Raw genomic sequence first — 14,412 nt, 5'->3', positions numbered from 1 at the left:
GCAAGCCGCAAGCGCCAAGCTGCCACCTGGATCAAGCTTTGCGCGCGGCAAGCTTGGCCTCGATGGCATCCATCAGGCGTTCGCCGATGCGGGTGTCGAAGGCCTTGTCGATTTCACGGATGCAGGTCGGGCTGGTCACGTTGATCTCGGTGAGATGCTCGCCGATCACGTCCAGACCAACGAACAACAGACCTTTCTCGCGCAGCACCGGCCCGACCTCGGCGGCGATCCAGCGATCACGCTCGGTCAGCGGTCGCGCCTCGCCGCGGCCACCGGCGGCCAGGTTGCCGCGCGTCTCGCCCTGAGCCGGGATGCGCGCCAGGCAGTAGGGTATCGGTTCGCCGTCGATCATCAGGATGCGCTTGTCGCCATCCTTGATCGCAGGGAGGTAGCCCTGCGCCATGATCTGCTGGGTGCCGTGGGCGGTGAGGGTCTCGAGGATGACCGAGAGGTTGGGATCGCCGGCGCGGTGGCGGAAGATCGAAGAACCGCCCATGCCATCCAGGGGTTTGAGAATGATGTCACGCTGCGCTTCGGCAAACTCGCGCAGAATGTCGGCCCTGCGGCTGACCAGCGTAGGCGGCATGCAATGAGGGAACTGGGTAGCGAACAGCTTCTCGTTGCAGTCGCGCAGGCTCTGCGGGCGGTTGACCACCAGTACGCCGTCGCGTTCGGCCTGCTCCAGTAAGTAAGTGGAGTAGACGAATTCGTTGTCGAAGGGCGGATCCTTGCGCATCAGGATCACATCCAGATCGGCCAGTGGCGCGTCTTTCTCCTCCTCCAGTTCGAACCAGCGCTGCGGGTCGTTGAAGACAGTCAGTGCGGCCATCCGGGCGCGGGCCTGGCCGGCGCTCTGATAGAGGTCGCGCTGTTCCATATAGAACAGCGACCAGCCGCGGGCCTGGGCAGCCAGGAGCATGGCCAGCGAGCTGTCCTTCTTGAAGTTGATCTGGGCGATGGGATCCATGACGATCCCCAGGCGAATGCTCATGGGGTGAAACCTGCTTCAGGTGGGGCGAAGAGAGACGCAAGGGTGGCGCCGCAGGGCGCCGCCGGTCAAGAAAAACCCCGAGTATTAGGGGCTTATAGATTGCATCAGGAGAGTGTGCTAAAAAGTCCGGACGATCGGGTCGCAGCCCGTAGTGTTACGGCCTCAGCCACACTGTGCTGTATAGATAAAACAAATGACTCACCGAGGCGATGGTAGGGCAGACATGGAACAGCATTCCGAGGGTTTGAAGGTCATGGTGATCGACGATTCGAAAACGATTCGTCGCACCGCCGAGACTCTGCTGAAGAAGGTGGGTTGCGAGGTCATCACTGCGGTAGACGGTTTCGATGCACTGGCCAAAATTGCCGATACGCATCCGAGCATCATCTTTGTCGACATCATGATGCCGCGCCTCGACGGCTATCAGACCTGTGCCCTGATCAAAAACAACAGTGCTTTCAAATCCACCCCGGTGATCATGCTGTCCTCCAAGGACGGTCTGTTCGACAAGGCCAAGGGGCGCATCGTCGGGTCCGACCAGTACCTGACCAAGCCTTTCAGCAAGGAAGAGCTGCTTGGCGCCATCAAGGCGCATGTGCCCGAATTCGTCCCGGTGGAGCAAGCCTCCTGATAGCCGGCCACAAGCCGGCGATGCCTATTCCGAATGGGGAACTTCATGGCTCGTATTCTGATTGTTGATGACTCGCCGACCGAGATGTACAAACTGACCGCCATGCTCGAGAAGCATGGTCATCAGGTACTCAAGGCGGAGAATGGTGCCGACGGCGTAGCGCTGGCGCGCCAGGAAAAGCCCGATGCGGTGCTGATGGATATCGTCATGCCCGGTCTCAATGGCTTCCAGGCGACCCGTCAGCTGACCAAGGACGCCGAAACCAGCCACATCCCGGTGATCATCGTCACCACCAAGGATCAGGAGACCGACAAGGTCTGGGGCAAGCGCCAGGGCGCGCGTGACTACCTGACCAAGCCGGTCGACGAAGACACGCTAATGAAGACCCTCAACGCGGTGCTGGCCGGCTAACGCCGCGCCAGTCCGTAGCCACATATAAGAAGAACAGACCAAGGTCGGCATGTCGGACGCGCAATCTCCCTTCCAGCTCCTCGTTGCTCTCGACCAGCGTTGCCGTACGCTGGCTGCCGGTTTGCCGTCGCAGCAGCAGACGGTGCAGACCTGGAGTGGCATCGGTTTTCGCATGGGCGAGCGTTATTTCGTGGCGCCCATGGGTGAAGTCGGCGAAGTGCTGCATGAGCCACGTCACACGCTGTTGCCGGGTGTGAAGAACTGGGTCAAGGGGGTGGCCAACGTGCGTGGTCGCCTGCTGCCGGTGATGGACCTCTGTGGCTTCTTCGGTGGCGAACTGTCGCCCCTGCGCAAGCAGCGCCGGGTGCTGGTGGTGGACCACAATGAGGTGTTCGCCGGCCTGACGGTCGACGAGGTGTTCGGTATGCAGCACTTCCCGGTCGATACCTTCTCCGAGCAGTTGCCGCCCCTTGAGGCCGCGATTGCTCCGTTCATCCATGGGGTGTTCCAGCGCGAACGCCCCTGGCTGGTGTTCAGCCCGCATGCGCTGGCTCAGCACCAGGGCTTTCTCGACGTGGCGGTATAAGCTTTTCGGTTGGGTCGGCACTTGCCGGCCCTTTGGCGTTACATGGAAATCGTTGTGCGGTCGGTCCAGGCGGGGGCCAAATAATGAAAAAACTCGATGCAGGCAATCTCTTGGCAGGTGTGCGCAGTAACACGCTGATCGCCGGACTCTTCGTGGTCCTGATCATTTCCATCGTGTTGCTGTTCGCCAACTTCGCCTACCTCAACACCCAGTCGGGCTACGACAAGGAATACATCAGCCACGCGGGCGAACTGCGCGTGCTGTCCCAGCGTATCGCGAAGAACGCCACCGAAGCGGCGACCGGCAAGGCAGAGGCCTTCCCGCAGCTCAAGGAAGCGCGTCGTGACTTCGAAGAGCGCTGGGGTTTCCTGACCAAGGGCAACGAGGCCAGTGGCCTGCCGGCTGCCCCCGAGTCGGTCAAGGCACAGATGGATGAGGTACAGAAGGACTGGGACGTACTGCGGCAGAACGCGGACGCCATCCTGCAGAGCGAGCAGACCGTACTGTCGCTGCACCAGGTAGCTGCGACCCTCGCCGAAACCATTCCGCAGCTGCAGGTCGAGTACGAGGAAGTCGTCGACATCCTGCTGCAAAGCGGCGCGCCTGCCGCCCAGGTCTCCGTGGCTCAGCGCCAGTCGCTGCTGGCAGAACGTATCCTCGGCTCGGTGAACAAGGTGCTGGCTGGTGACCAGGACTCGGTACAGGCCGCCGACATGTTCGGTCGTGACGCCAGCCTGTTCGGCCGCGTGCTCAAGGCGATGATCGAAGGCAACAGCGCCATGGAGATCTCCAAGGTGACCGACGAGGACGCCCTGGAGCGTCTGGCCGAGATTTCCGAGCTGTTCCAGTTCGTTTCCGGCTCGGTGGACGAGATTCTGGAAACCTCTCCGGAACTTTTCCAGGTCCGTGAGTCCGCCAACACCATCTTCACCGGCTCGCAAACCCTGCTGGACAGGACCTCCGGTCTGGCCACCGAGTTCGAGAACCTGGCCGATGGCCGTTACTTCAACACCATCGCCGGTTATGTGCTGGGTGCCCTGGCCCTGGCCTCGATCATTCTCATCGGTCTGGTGATGGTGCGCGAGACCAACCGTCGACTGACCTCCACCGCCGAGAAGAACGAACGTAACCAGGCGGCGATTCTGCGACTGCTCGACGAAATCGCCGACCTCGCCGACGGTGACCTGACTGTGGCCGCGACCGTAACCGAGGACTTCACCGGTGCGATCGCGGACTCCATCAACTACTCCATCGACCAGCTGCGTGACCTGGTAGCGACGATCAACCAGACCGCCGTGCAGGTGGCCGCCGCCGCCCAGGAAACCCAGGCTACCGCGATGCACCTGGCCGAGGCTTCCGAGCACCAGGCCCAGGAAATTGCTGGCGCCTCCGCGGCGATCAACGAAATGGCCGTGTCGATTGACCAGGTATCGGCGAACGCCGCGGAATCCTCCGCGGTAGCGGAACGTTCCGTAGCCATCGCCAACAAGGGTAACGAGGTGGTGCACAACACCATCACCGGCATGGATAACATCCGTGAACAGATCCAGGACACCTCGAAGCGGATCAAGCGCCTTGGTGAATCGTCCCAGGAGATCGGTGACATCGTTAGCCTGATTAACGACATTGCCGACCAGACCAACATCCTCGCATTGAACGCTGCGATCCAGGCATCCATGGCCGGTGACGCGGGTCGAGGCTTCGCCGTGGTAGCGGACGAAGTACAGCGCCTCGCAGAACGTTCCTCCGCCGCGACCAAGCAGATCGAGGCGCTGGTTAAGACCATTCAGACCGACACCAACGAAGCGGTAATCTCCATGGAGCAGACCACCTCCGAAGTGGTCCGCGGTGCTCGTCTGGCGCAGGACGCCGGTGTGGCACTGGAGGAGATCGAGAAGGTATCCAAGACCCTTGCGGCCTTGATCCAGAACATCTCCAACGCCGCCCGCCAGCAGGCTTCGTCGGCCGGCCACATCTCCAACACCATGAACGTGATTCAGGAGATCACCTCGCAGACCTCCGCAGGTACCACCGCTACCGCCAAGAGCATTGGTAACCTGGCCAAGATGGCCAGTGAGATGCGTCGTTCGGTATCCGGCTTCACCCTGCCGGACGGCCAGGCTTGATCTGGGGAGGTGCAGCGGCCTGAGAGGGTCGCTGCCCGGGGCATTCGGCCATGAGCGAGGGGCACGGCATGCAGCCAAGCGGCGTCTGGGCCTTGAAGCCTCTGGCCGACATGTCGCAGGCGGAGTTTCGCGACTGGCAGGCCCTGCTGGAAGAGCGCACTGGCGTGGTGATCAACGAGCAGCGCCGGGCCTTTCTGCAGACCAACCTGACCGCGCGCATGCGTGAACTGGGCGTCGGCGATTACGCCAGCTACTTCCGTCAGGTCACCGACGGCCCGCGCGGTGCGGTGGAGTGGTCGGCCTTGCTGGACCGCCTGACCGTGCAGGAGACCCGTTTCTTTCGCCACCGCCCGTCTTTCGAGGTGCTGGAGAGTTACCTGCGCGGCCGCCTGGCCACCGATGAACAGCAACACCCCCTGGCCCTGTGGAGCGTCGGTTGCTCCAGCGGCGAGGAGCCCTACTCGATGGCGATCTGCGCCGCCGAGGTGCTGCGCGAGCTGGGTAGCGAGCGACAGTTCGGCGTCACCGGAACCGACATCAGTCTGAATGTGTTGAACAAGGCGCGCGAGGCGCTCTACAGCGCGCGCAAGCTGGAACAGATGGACAGCGACCTTTGCGAGCGCTACTTCCTCGCCCAGGCCGATGGTCGTTATCAAGTGGTGCCTGACCTGGCGGCGCGTGTCTGCGTCGCCCGGTTGAATGTGCTGGAGCTGGCCAAGGCGCCACAGTCCGGCATGGACGTAATCTTTTGCCAGAACCTGCTGATCTATTTCCGCCGCTGGCGCCGCCGCGAAATCCTCAACCGCCTGGCCGAGCGCCTGGCGCCGGGGGGGATGCTGGTGGTCGGGGTTGGGGAAGTGGTCGGTTGGCAGCATCCGGACCTGGTGCCGGTGGCCGACGAGCGGGTTCTGGCGTTCACCCGCAAGGGCTAAGACAAGAATGACTGGAGCAGGTATGGGTGATCGGCACGATTATGTCGCCCTGGAGTGGGTCAAAGGCGAAATCGCGGAGACCCTGAAGCAGGCCCGCCAGGCCCTGGAGGCGTTCGTCGAGAACCCGCAGGATGCCACGCGCATGCGTTTCTGCCAGACCTACGTGCACCAGGTCCACGGCACTCTGCAGATGGTCGAGTTCTACGGCGCGGCCCTGCTCGCTGAGGAAATGGAGCAGCTGACCCAGGCTCTTCTGGATGGCCGCGTCGGCAATCAGAACGAGGCCCTGGAAGTGCTGATGCAGGCCATCCTGCAACTGCCGGCCTACCTCGACCGCATCCAGAGTGCTCGTCGCGACCTGCCGATGGTCGTGCTGCCACTGCTCAACGATCTGCGCGCCGCGCGCGGCGAGAACCTGCTGTCGGAAACCAGCCTGTTCTCCCCGGACCTGTCCGGTCGCCTGCCGGCGCTGCCTCTGGATTCCCTGGACAAACTGCGTACCGCCGAACTGCCGGTGCTGTTGCGCAAGCTGCGGCAGATGCTGCAGATGGCCCTGGTCGGCGTGATTCGTAGCCAGGACCTGGCCACCAACCTGGGCTATATGGCGCGCGTCTTCGCTCGTCTCGAGACCCTGTGCAAGGAGGCGCCGCTCGGCCCGCTGTGGCAGATCGCTTCCGGCATGGTCGAGGGGCTGGCCAATGGCAGCGTGGTCAACAGTGCTTCGGTGCGTACCCTGCTGCGCCAGGTGGACAAGGAGCTCAAGCGCCTGGTCGACCAGGGTGCCGACGGGATCAACCAGCCCGCTCCGGACGAGCTGACCAAGAACCTGCTGTTCTATGTGGCCAAGGCGCCGGCGCAGTCGCCGCGCATTCGTGCCCTCAAGGAGCAGTACCGCCTCGATGATGCCTTGCCCGACAGCGGCGTGGTCGATGAAGAGCGCGCGCGCCTGGCCGGTCCTGACCGCGACGCCATGCGTTCGGTGGTGGGCGCCCTGTGCGAGGAACTGGTGCGGGTCAAGGACAGCCTCGACCTGTTCGTGCGCAGCGACCGCAAGCAGGTGGCTGAGCTGGATGCCCTGATGGCGCCGCTCAAGCAGATCGCCGATACCCTGGCAGTGCTCGGCTTTGGCCAGCCGCGCAAGGTGATCCTCGACCAGATCGATGTGGTACATGCCCTGTCCCTCGGCCAGCGTGAGCCGAACGACGCAGTGCTGATGGACGTGGCCGGCGCCCTGCTCTATGTCGAGGCCACCCTGGCCGGCATGGTCGGGCCCGGTGACGATGCGCAGAACGAACAGAGCCACCTGCCCACCACCGACGTGGCGCAGATTCACCAGCTGGTGATCAAGGAGGCGCGTACCGGCCTGGAACAGGCCAAGGACGCGATCATCGAGTTCATCGCCTCGCAGTGGAATCATGAGCACCTGGCTCGTGTGCCGGAGCTGCTGACCCAGGTCCGCGGTGGCCTGGCGATGATTCCGCTGGCCCGCGCCGCTGACCTGCTGAAGGCCTGCACCCGCTATATCGAAGAGCAGTTGCTGGTGCGCAAGGCCGTACCCAACTGGCAGAACCTCGACACCCTGGCCGACGCCATCACCAGCGTCGAGTACTACCTGGAGCGTCTGGCCGAAGACCACGCCACTCAGGGCGACCTGATCCTCGACGTCGCGGAGGAGAGTCTGGAGAGCCTGGGCTACCCGCTCAAGGAGAAGCCCTCGATCCTCGATCGCATCGAGCCGCGCGAGGAAGCACCGGCGCCGCTGGCCGACCCACTGCAGGACATCGAGGTGCTGGCTGCCGAGGAAATCGCCTTCGAGCCGCTGGCTGAAGAGCAGCCGCTGGCGTTGGACGAGCTGCCGGCGCTGTCGAGCGACGAGCTGAGCAGCGACTTTGCCGAGCTGCCGGTCGATGGCAGCGAACTGCTGGTCTCCGACGACAACTGGAGCCTGGGCGATACCGTTCAGGACGCCGCTTCCGGCCTGGACCTGAGCCTGGACGCACCGCTCGAGCTGGGCAGCCTGGATGATCTGCAGCCGCTCAGCGCCGAGCCGAGCCTGGTCAGCGAGTCGACCGAGTTTCTGCTCAGCGAGGAGCTGCCAAGCCTCGCTGAAGAACCGGCCGAGGAATTGAACCTCGACAGCACGCCGAGCAACTGGGACGAGCTGGAGATTGCCGATCTCGAACTGCCGGAAGTCGAGCTGCCGAGTGCTCCGGTCGAGCCGGAGCCGGCTTCGGTGGCGGTCGAGCGGCCGCTGACCATGGCCGAGGTGATGGCTGCGCCCGTGCAGGCCATCAACCCGCCGGCCCAGGACGTACCGCCGACCCTGCTGCCGCCGCCTGCCGACGAAGAGCCGGTGGACGAGGACCTGCTCGAAGTGTTCATCGAGGAGGCCGGTGAGGTCCTCGAGACCATCAACGAATACCTGCCGCAGTGGCGTGCCGACACCGACAACAAGGAAGCGCTGACCGAAGTGCGGCGCGCCTTCCACACCCTCAAGGGCAGTGGCCGCATGGTCCGCGCGCTGATCATCGGCGAGCTGGCCTGGTCGATCGAGAACATGCTCAACCGCGTGCTGGATCGCAGCATCCAGCCCGACCCGCTGGTGCAGCAGGTGATCGCCGATGTGGTCGAGCTGATGCCGGCGCTGGTCGACGAGTTCGCGGCCAAGGCCCAGCGCCAGCGCGATGACGTCGACCGCCTGGCCGCCGCCGCACATGCCCTGGCCCGTGGCCAGGTGCCGAATCTTGCCAGCTTGCCGCCGCAGGCCGAGTTACAGAGCGAGCCGGCGGCTGAGCCGGCTCCGCAAGAGGACGACGAACCGGCACTGGAGATCGAGCCCGAGGCGGTAGCGCCTGTTGCTGCTGCGGTTGCCGAGGATGACGGCCTTGACCCCTTGCTGCTGGAAATCTTCCGCAATGAGGCCGAAACCCATCTCGATACCCTGGTCGGCTTCCTTGCCGACTGCGCCCAAGAGCTGCCGCAGCCGGTGACCGATGACCTGCAGCGTGCCCTGCACACCCTCAAGGGCAGCGCGCACATGGCCGGCATCCTGCCGATCGCCGAGATCGCCACGCCGCTGGAGAAGCTGGTCAAGGAGTTCAAGACCAACCTGATCGCCATGGACCTGGCCGAGGCCGAGTTGCTGCACGATGCCGAGCAGCTGTTCCGTGCGGGTCTTGAGCAGCTGGAAAGCCAGCCGCTGGCGCCCATTGCCGGTGCCGCGGAGTTCCTTGAACGGGTGCAGAAACTGCATCACAGCCGTCTGGACAGCGCCGAGAGTGCGCGCCTGGAAGAGCAGGACCATCGCGACCCGCAGCTGATCTCGATCTTCCTCGCCGAAGGCATGGACATCCTGCTGGATGCCGAAGACCTGTTACGCAAGTGGCGTGAGCACCCCAGCGAGCAGCAGGAACTGTCCGCGCTGCTGGAGGAGTTGACCATGCTCGGCCGTGGCGCCGAGATGGCCGAACTGCCGCAGATCAGCGAGCTGTGTCAGGCCCTGCTGGCCCTCTACCAGGCCGTGCTGGACGGCCGCCTGGCCGTCAGCGAGCACTTCTTCAGCGAGGCCGAGGCCGCGCACGAAGCACTGATCGGCCAGATGGACCAGGTTGCCGCCGCCCTGCAGGTCAGCCCGCAGCCCGAACGCGTGGCGGCCTTGCGCAACCTGCTGGACCAGGCGCTCGACCCCGCCACCCTGGCACTGCTCGATACCGATAGCGTTACTGGTCTTGAAGTCGTGGAGCTGGAGGAGCTGCCAGCCGAGCCTTTGCCGGTAGTGGCCGTCGAGCCTGAGCCGGAGCCTGTTGCCGCGAGCACGCCGGAGCCGGTCGTGACGCTGTCCAGCATGCCGGAGAACCTCGACGCCGAGATGGTGGAGATCTTCCTGGAAGAAGCCGTCGACATCCTCGACAGCGCCGGCCAGGCCCTCGATCGTTGGCTGTCCGACCCGGACAGCACCCTGGCGCTGTCGTCCCTGCAGCGCGACCTGCACACCCTCAAGGGCGGCGCGCGCATGGCCGAGATTCGAGCCATTGGCGATCTCGCCCACGAATTGGAATCCCTGTACGAAGGCCTGGTAGATCGCCGCTTCAGCTACTCGCCGGCGTTGGCCGGCCTGCTGCAGCAGAGCCATGACCGTCTGGCCGTGGTGCTGGAGCAGCTACAACGCAACCAGCCGCTGCTTGATTCGACTGAGTTGATCGATGCGATCCGCTCCTTTCGCCAGGGCGGCACGCTAGCTACGCCGAGTGTCTCGGCCCAGCAGGAAAGCCCGCAGCCGGCTCCCGCCGCCGAAGCAGCAGCGCAGCCTGTAGAGCCTGAGTCGATGGAGATCGACCTCGGCGAACTGGCCGAGGTGGAGTTCGTGGCTCCGCAGCCGGATGAGCTGCCAGAGCTGCATATCGAGGCGCAGGCGCAGCTGGAAGATCAGCTGCCGACCGAGTTGCCGGCGCTGAGCGCGGATCAATGGCACCTGGATGATTCGTTGCCGGCCTTGGGCGCCGAGCTGCTCGATGAGCAGCCGACCAGCCCGGCCGAGCTGTCGGAAGAGGCGTCGATGGAAATCGACCTCGGCGAGCTGCCGGGCGTCGACTTTGTCGCGCCGCAGCCCGACGAACTGCCAGAGCTGCATATCGAGACCGCCGCCCAGGTCGAGGAAGAGCTGCCGAGCGAACTGCCGGCCATGAGCTCGGACGAGTGGCACCTGGACGAGTCGCTGCCGGCCCTCGGCGCCGAGGACCTGCAGCCGCTTGCAGAGGACCTGCCGACGCTCGACACTGCCGAGCCCGAGCCCGAGCCCGAGCCCGAGCCCGAGCCCGAGCCCGAGCCCGAGCCCGAGCCCGAGCCCGCAGCTGTGGCTGCATCGCCGGCCCCGGTGGTCGATCGGGACCCGGAACTGGTGGAGATCTTCCTCGAGGAAGGTTTCGACATCATGGACAGCGCCTCTGCCGCCCTGCAGCGCTGGATGACCGATGTCGACAACACTCTCGAAGTGGAATCGCTGCAGCGCGACCTGCACACCCTCAAGGGTGGTGCGCGCATGGCCGAGATTCGCGAGATCGGCGATCTGGCCCACGAGCTGGAGTTCCTCTACGAGGGCGTCGGTGATGGCCGCCTGAAGGCCAACGGCGACCTGTTCGGTGTGCTGCAGGCTTGCCATGACCGTCTCTCCGAGATGCTCGACGCGGTACGTGGCAATCGCGCGATCCCTGACGGGCTGGCGCTGATCGAGACCATCAAGCGTTTCCGGGCCAATCCCGACGCCCAGCTCAGCATGCCCACCAGCGTGCATCTGCAGCCGGTGCAGGAGGAGGCCGAGGCGGACGGCGAGAACGACGAGATCCTCGACATCTTCCTCGAGGAAGGCGACGACCTGCTGGAAGCCATGGAGGCTGCCGTCGGTCGCTGGGAGGCCAACCGCGAGGACGGCTCCTGCATCGATGAACTGCTGCGCATCCTGCACACCCTCAAGGGCGGTGCCCGTCTAGCCGGGCAGAAGCGCCTGGGCGATCTCAGCCATGATCTCGAGCAACACCTGACCGAGGCCCAGCAGCAGGGCGCGCCTTGGCCGGAGAGCCTGTTCCTCGATGTGCAGTCGGCTTTCGAGGGCCTGCAGAAGGAGCTCGATCAGCTACGCAAGCGCCTCGATGACCATCATGTGGCCGAAGATCAGGCCGCGCCTGCGGAACAGCCGCAGGCCGCCGAACAGCAGCCGGCGCCGGTCGCGTTGGCCGTGCCGCTGGTGGCTGCCAGCAGCCAGCCGCAGCAACAGCAACAGAATCAGGTGCTGCCGTTCGTCCAGCGCGCTGCCGAGGCTGCCGCCCGCGCCGCCGCCCAGCGTGCACCGCAGGAACTGGTGAAGGTGCCTGCCGAGCTGCTCGAAGGCCTGGTCAACCTGGCCGGTGAGACCTCGATCTTCCGTGGTCGGGTCGAACAGCAGGTGAGCGATGTCGGCTTCACCCTCGGCGAGATGGAAGCGACCATCGAGCGGGTACGCGATCAGTTGCGCCGCCTCGATACCGAGACCCAGGCACAGATTCTCAGCCGCTATCAGGCCGAAGCCGAGCGCGCTGGCTACGAAGACTTCGACCCGCTGGAGATGGACCGTCACTCGCAACTGCAGCAGCTGTCCCGTGCGCTGTTCGAGTCCGCCTCCGACTTGCTCGACCTCAAGGAAACCCTGGCCGCGAAGAACCGTGACGCCGAAACCCTGCTGCTGCAGCAGGCGCGGGTCAACACCGAGCTGCAGGAAGGCCTGATGCGCACGCGCATGGTGCCGTTCGATCGCCTGGTGCCGCGTCTGCGCCGCATCGTCCGCCAGGTGGCCGGCGAGTTGGGCAAGCAGGTCGAGTTCCACGTCGGCAACGCCGATGGCGAGATGGACCGTACCGTACTGGAGCGCATCGTCGCGCCCCTGGAGCACATGCTGCGCAACGCCGTCGACCACGGTATCGAGGCGGCCGACAAGCGTCTTGCCGCCGGCAAGCCCGAGGTCGGCAACATCCGCCTGACCCTCGGTCGCGAAGGTGGCGATATCCTGCTGGTACTGGCCGACGACGGTGGCGGCATTCGCCTCGACGCGGTACGGCGCAAGGCCATCGAGCGTGGCCTGATGGATGAGAGCAGCGATCTGTCGGACCACGAGGTGCTGCAGTTCATCCTCGAAGCCGGCTTCTCCACCGCCGAGAAGGTCACGCAGATCTCCGGTCGTGGTGTCGGCATGGACGTGGTGCACTCCGAGGTCAAACAGCTCGGCGGCTCGATGACCATCGAGTCCACCGTCGGCGAAGGCACGCGCTTCCTGATACGCCTGCCGTTCACCGTGTCGGTCAACCGGGCGCTGATGGTGATGTCCGGCGAGGACTTCTACGCCATCCCGCTGAACACCATCGAAGGTATCGTGCGGGTATCGCCGTACGAACTGGAGGCCTACTACGGTCCGGATGCGCCGCGCTTCGAATACGCCGGCCAGGCCTACGAACTGAAATACCTCGGTGACCTGCTGAACAACGGACAGCAACCCAAGCTGGTCGGCCAGAGCCTGCCGCTGCCGGTGATCCTGGTGCGCTCCAGCGAGCACGCCGTGGCGGTGCAGGTGGACGCCCTGGCGGGCTCCCGCGAAATCGTGGTGAAGAGCCTCGGCCCGCAGTTCGCCGGTGTGCATGGCATCTCCGGTGCGACCATCCTCGGTGACGGTCGCGTGGTGGTGATTCTCGACCTGCTGGCGACCATTCGCGTGCGCCATGCCCATCAGCTCAGTCAGGTCCAGGTCCCGCGCCTGGCCAGCCAGGCACCGGTGGCAAACGAGGTCGACAGCACGCGGCCAACCCTGGTCATGGTGGTGGACGACTCGGTCACCGTGCGCAAGGTGACCAGCCGCCTGCTGGAGCGCAACGGCATGAACGTGCTGACCGCCAAGGACGGGGTCGACGCCATCGCCCAGCTGCAGGAGCACAAGCCGGACATCATGCTGCTGGACATCGAGATGCCGCGCATGGACGGTTTCGAGGTGGCCACCTTGGTGCGCCACGACGAGCGCCTGAAAGATCTGCCGATCATCATGATTACCTCGCGTACCGGCGAGAAGCACCGCGAGCGGGCCATGGCCATCGGCGTCAACGAATACCTGGGCAAGCCGTACCAGGAGTCGGATCTGCTTGAAAACATCCTGAAACTGGTCAAGGACAAGGCCAATGGCTGACAGAACTGCTGCTCGTATTGCGGTCATCGCCGACACCTCGCTGCAGCGCCATGTGCTGCAGCAGGCGCTGTCCGGCAGCGGCTACCAGGTCGTGCTCAACAGTGACCCTGCGCGCCTCGACGAGGCGGCGCTGGCCGACTGCGAGACCGACCTGTGGCTGGTGGACCTGGCTCAGTCGGAAGACTCGCCGCTGGTCGACAATCTTCTGGAACAAGCCAGCGCCCCGGTGCTGTTCGGCGAGGGGCATGCCCCGGAGCGTCATTCGGAGAACTACCCGCGCTGGGAGCGCCGCCTGTTCGGCAAGCTCAAGCGCCTGGTCGGTGATCCGGCTCAGGCCGTCGGCCCCAGCCTGGAGGCCCTGTTGGCCGAGGCGCAGCGCCCCAGCCGTCTGGAACTGCCGGCTGCCTTGGCTGGTACACCGCTGGTGGCCGGCGAGCCGGCTAAGCAGGTGTGGCTGCTGGCTGCCTCGCTCGGCGGACCGGCGGCGGTCAAGGAGTTCCTCGATGCACTCCCCGGCGGCCTGCCCATCGGCTTCATCTATGCCCAGCACATCGATGCTGCCTTCGAGACGGCGCTGCCGCAGGCCGTCGGCCGGCACAGTCAGTGGCACGTCAACCCGGCACGTCAAGGCGATGCGGTGCGTTGCGGTGAGGTGGTGGTAGCGCCAATTGCCCACGAACTGGGCTTTGCCGAAGATGGCAGCATGCAGGTGGCCGACCGCGGCTGGCCTGAGCCTTACAGTCCGTCCATCGACCAGATGATGCTCAACCTGGCCCAGCAATACGGGGCCAACTGCGGCGTGATCGCGTTCAGCGGCATGGGCAGCGACGGCAGTGCTGCCGCCGCCTACGTACGGCGCCAGGGTGGCCTGATCTGGACCCAGAAGGCCGACAGCTGCGCCAGCCCGAGCATGCCCGACAGTCTGCGCGAGGGCGGCTACAGCGCTCTCAGCGGCGACCCGCGCGAGCTGGCCGCCGCCCTGGTCAATCATCTGGCCGAGCAGTGCCAGTAACGGCCTCTGCTGTCTTTCAAGGAG

At 64.9% G+C, this 14,412-nt stretch carries 8 protein-coding genes; 7 read left to right on the top strand and 1 reads right to left on the bottom strand.

All coding sequences use genetic code 11. The features are described from left to right. Positions 1-31: 31 nt before the first annotated feature. The gene (gshB, locus tag ACOAPY_RS19785) at positions 32-991 is read right to left on the bottom strand and encodes a glutathione synthase (RefSeq protein ID WP_465154448.1); all 960 of its coding nucleotides are present in this window, start codon (positions 989-991) and stop codon (positions 32-34) included. 223 nt (positions 992-1,214) lie between these two features. Between gshB and pilG the strand changes: the two genes are divergently transcribed. From pilG to ACOAPY_RS19750, 7 genes are all read left to right on the top strand, one after another. After that, positions 1,215-1,622: a twitching motility response regulator PilG gene (gene pilG, locus ACOAPY_RS19780; RefSeq protein WP_021698994.1), complete on the top strand. Its 408-nt coding sequence runs from the start codon at positions 1,215-1,217 to the stop codon at positions 1,620-1,622. A gap of 45 nt (positions 1,623-1,667) precedes the next feature. After that, the gene (pilH, locus tag ACOAPY_RS19775; protein WP_043216118.1) at positions 1,668-2,033 is read left to right on the top strand and encodes a twitching motility response regulator PilH; all 366 of its coding nucleotides are present in this window, start codon (positions 1,668-1,670) and stop codon (positions 2,031-2,033) included. Positions 2,034-2,082: 49 nt separating this feature from the next. Then, on the top strand, positions 2,083-2,619 hold the full coding sequence (locus tag ACOAPY_RS19770; protein ID WP_021698992.1) for a chemotaxis protein CheW: 537 nt from the start codon (positions 2,083-2,085) through the stop codon (positions 2,617-2,619). An 83-nt stretch (positions 2,620-2,702) separates the two neighbouring features. Further along, a complete protein-coding gene (locus ACOAPY_RS19765) occupies positions 2,703-4,745 on the top strand; it encodes a methyl-accepting chemotaxis protein (protein ID WP_465154447.1) in 2,043 nt (680 codons plus the stop codon). Between the two features lie 68 nt (positions 4,746-4,813). Further along, a complete protein-coding gene (locus ACOAPY_RS19760; protein ID WP_465156879.1) occupies positions 4,814-5,677 on the top strand; it encodes a CheR family methyltransferase in 864 nt (287 codons plus the stop codon). A 22-nt stretch (positions 5,678-5,699) separates the two neighbouring features. Beyond that, positions 5,700-13,376, top strand: coding sequence for an Hpt domain-containing protein (locus ACOAPY_RS19755; RefSeq protein ID WP_465154446.1), 7,677 nt, complete (start codon positions 5,700-5,702; stop codon positions 13,374-13,376). Next, complete coding sequence (locus tag ACOAPY_RS19750) at positions 13,369-14,388, top strand: chemotaxis protein CheB (RefSeq protein ID WP_076581149.1); 1,020 nt, start codon at positions 13,369-13,371, stop codon at positions 14,386-14,388. Before ACOAPY_RS19755 ends, ACOAPY_RS19750 begins: the two co-directional genes overlap by 8 nt. Positions 14,389-14,412 lie beyond the last annotated feature (24 nt).

This window comes from Pseudomonas stagnisoli, assembly GCF_048595745.1.
GTDB lineage: Bacteria > Pseudomonadota > Gammaproteobacteria > Pseudomonadales > Pseudomonadaceae > Aquipseudomonas > Aquipseudomonas alcaligenes_A.
This window is presented reverse-complemented; position numbering and strand designations above follow the sequence as displayed.